Annotated in this window: 2 protein-coding genes; both read right to left on the reverse strand. The window is 55.2% G+C overall.

Going from position 1 to position 3,524, the window contains the following annotated elements; translation table 11 throughout:
- The coding region (locus ABYV26_RS23045) for a 4Fe-4S dicluster domain-containing protein (protein ID WP_372683700.1) at nt 1-719 on the reverse strand (719 nt) is incomplete at its 3' end.
- Between the two features lie 10 nt (nt 720-729).
- A complete protein-coding gene (locus ABYV26_RS23050; protein ID WP_372683701.1) occupies nt 730-3,312 on the reverse strand; it encodes a molybdopterin-dependent oxidoreductase in 2,583 nt (860 codons plus the stop codon).
- Nucleotides 3,313-3,524 lie beyond the last annotated feature (212 nt).

Raw genomic sequence — 3,524 nt, forward strand, 5'->3', positions numbered from 1 at the left:
CCTCCCTTGGTCGGCTGGTAGTGGGCAGGGTTAAAGTCCCTGATATAAAATACATGCGGATTGGTTCCCAGCTGTTCGCGAAGCCGGAAGGGGCGGAATTTACCCAACAACTTACTGACTTCACTGTTGGGATCCGATATGTCCCCAAACACGCGCGCATCTGAGGGGCAGGCATCCACGCAGCGGGGCAAAAGTCCTTTCTTGACCAGGTGGTCGCAGAAGGTGCATTTCTCGACCACGCCCTTGGGGCGGATGCCGGCAAGCGTCTCCTCCCGTTCCGGGTTGTAGTAGGGGACGACATCGCCGCCGGCCTCGCGGGTCATTTCGGCCGGAGAGAAGGTGCCTCCCTTGATCAATTCGGTTTCATCACGCCAGAAGGGATGCGCCTTGCGCCAGTTGAAGTAGATCACCCCGTAAGGGCAGTTGAACTCGCAGTACTTGCAGCCGATGCATTTTTTCGGGTCGTGCATGGTGATCCCGTTGTCCAGCTTGTGCATGGCCTGCGTCGGGCAGCCTCGCACGCAGGGGGCATTGTCGCAGTGGTTGCACAGGGTTGGAATATAGTGATAGCGAACGTTGGGAAAGGTTCCGGATGTTTCGGTGATCTTGTTGGACCAGTAGATTCCCTCCGGGACATTGTTTTCGTTGCGGCAGGCGATGCTGCAGGCTCCGCATCCGACGCAACGTTGCAGGTCGATGACCATGGCGTATCTGGGCATTGAATACCTCCTATATCTTTTCGATTTTGACACGAGTGCCGGCGTGACGAACAGTGCTGCCGCTGAGCCGGTCATAGACCGCAGGAATCAGGTCGTTGTTACTGCCGCCCCGGGGGACTTTGCCGAACACTTTAGCGGCCAGCCGCCCGTAAGCCCAATGACCCTGGCCATAACACTTGGCCACCGTTCCCGGACGAACCCCTTCCCACAGCTTGGCCGTGCATTCGATGCTGCCCGTGGGTGATGTGAGACGAATTTGATCTCCATTGTCGATGCCGAATTCCTTGCCATCCAGCGGGTTGATCTTGGCTACGTCCCCCCAGGCCTCGTCACCGGGATCCACATCCTTGAAATCATAGTACCAGGGGCAGTTGGCTGAACGGCCTTCGCGGTTGAGCCGGGATTTGTGATCCACAAACAGCAGCGGATACGCTTTGGGGTCGCCTGACGTCCAGGGTTCCTCATAATGGGGAATGAACGCCTGTTCACCCCGCGCCTGGTAATCGCAGACCTCCATGACATGATCCACAGTGGTGCTGTGCTTTTCGGCATGTTTCTCCAGGGCTTCTTTCAAGGTTTCGCTGTAGAATTCGAACATCCCGGTTTTGGTTTCCATCTTGCCCCATCGCTTGCGGAAGGGGTAAGGATCGGAATTCCATACACCGACCTTGCTGAATTCCGTCCATCCATTGAATTTGTCGCCGCCCTGGTGTTCGGCAGGATCCCACAGTTTGTGGGTGGCGATTTTCAGGGCAAAAAGGGCGAATTCATCTTCATTGGTTGGCTCTTTTCCGGTTTCCGGATCCCTGTAGGATTTATAGTGGCGCAATAGGTTGTCAAAGCCGCGTTCGGCCAACTTTTCGGCAATCATCCAGGTAAATTCGGATTCGTCCGTCTTATAGTCTCCCACCCGCTTGATGATGGGCTGCATCAGGGTGACGTGACGGTAGCCGTTGCCATGGGATTTTACATAACCATATTTTTCAAACATATGATGGGTGTTGGGCAGCAGGATATCCGAGAACCAGGAAAATTCCGACGCGTTGGTGGTGATGTGGACGACGAAGGGGATCTTGGACAGAGCCCGCTCCCAACGCTCAGGTTGACCGCAGGAGAAGGTAAAGTTGTTCATGTATGCGATGGCCACCTTGATGTCGTTGGGGTCGTCGTTGAGGATGCCGTCAGCAGCATTGTTGGTCACGACCCCGCCGCCGGATTTACCTTTATTGAGCGCCGGGAATTCGAGCCGCCCACGATGATCGATCTTTCCGTGCTTTTTGCCTTGCTTGGCGATTTCATCCATGAAATCGTCGGGTTCGGGGAATTTAGAAGTGTACTCCTTGTTGGCTTTCAATGTTCCACCAACATTGTCCACTGCACCGACCAGGCCGTTCAGGGCGTGGCAGATCATACTCGCATAACCGCCGCGCACCTGCATGACCGGGCCACCGCCGACCCATGAGATGGCATGGGGTGCAGCGTTGCCGTAGTCGAGTGCAACCTGGCGGATCTGGTCGGCGGGAAGGCCGGTCTTTGATGCCGCCCACTCCGGGGTTTTATCCTTGAGTTCCAGGTTCCACCATTTGACCAGACCGTGGGTGTATTTCTGTTCGAAGTCTTCTTCTAGGACATCCTGCCCGGTCTTGAAACGATTCTCGCCGTCTTTAAAATCGCCAACAAAGTCACGGTACCAAAGCCCCTCGGTGAGGATCACATGGGCAATGGCAGCTGCCAGAGCACCGTCATGGCCCGGTTTTATGGGTAACCAGACATCGGACTTCGCCCCTGTAGCGGAAAGCCTCGGTTCGACAACCGCTATTTGGGCCCGGTTGACAACCGTTCCCCACGCCTTCGAATAGTAGGAGACCTGCCGATTGGCGGCCAGCGGGTCTGCCCCCCATATCAGGATGTAACGGGCGTTCTCGACGTCGTACTGGCGGTAATCCCACAATCCTTCGGTAAAGTAAGGGCCGAACTTTTCGGCTTCGGCGCAAATGGCGCTATGGGAGATGTTGTTGGGCGAACCGATGATCTTGGTCATGCGGTCATAAAGAATGTCACGCATGTAGGTATAGCGGCCGCGCATGAGCATGTATTTGTGGGTTTCGTGGTTGTCGCGCAGTTCCATGATTTTGTCTGCGATCGTGTTGAGCGCTTCGTCCCAGGAAATAGGCACGAACTGCGGGTCTTCTTGGCGACCTTTTTTGGGGTTGGTTCGCTTCAGGGGTGTCCTGATCCGGTCCGGATCGTAGACCTGCTGAATAGCCAAATGGGATCGCGGACATCCGGCGCCCACATTTACCTTGGAATGGGGGTTCCCCCTCACCTTGATGGCCCGTCCGTCGATTACATAAACCTGTTTTGAGCACCAGGACGTGCAGCCCTGGCAGGTGGCCGGCAGCCACTGCCCTTGCCCATTACCCTGGGCGCCGGTTGCAGCTGCCAAAGCCTTAAGCTCAAATGACAAGCCAGAACCCGTGGCGACTGCGGCACCTGTGGCGGCTGACGCTTTGATGAACGATCTTCGCGACAGGTTGATGTTGCCGAGAAAATCCTGCATCAACGTTTTGCGTTCCCTTTTTTTTCTGTCCATGGTCACTCCTTAAGTTTGATCGATCATTCCTAATCGGTATGGTTCCGGAAACGAATGCGGGTCCCGAAATTTAAATTGATCCGGCTGGTGGTCCTCTTGATTCGGTCTCGTTGTCGCCGATACATTTCAAAAAATAGTTGAGTTCATCCGGATCGACAGGTTTGTGCAGGCAGGCGAAAAGATGACAACTGATTGCATCCTTCAAATCCGGA

The organism is Desulfosarcina sp. (genome assembly GCF_041551955.1).
Classification (GTDB): domain Bacteria; phylum Desulfobacterota; class Desulfobacteria; order Desulfobacterales; family Desulfosarcinaceae; genus Desulfosarcina.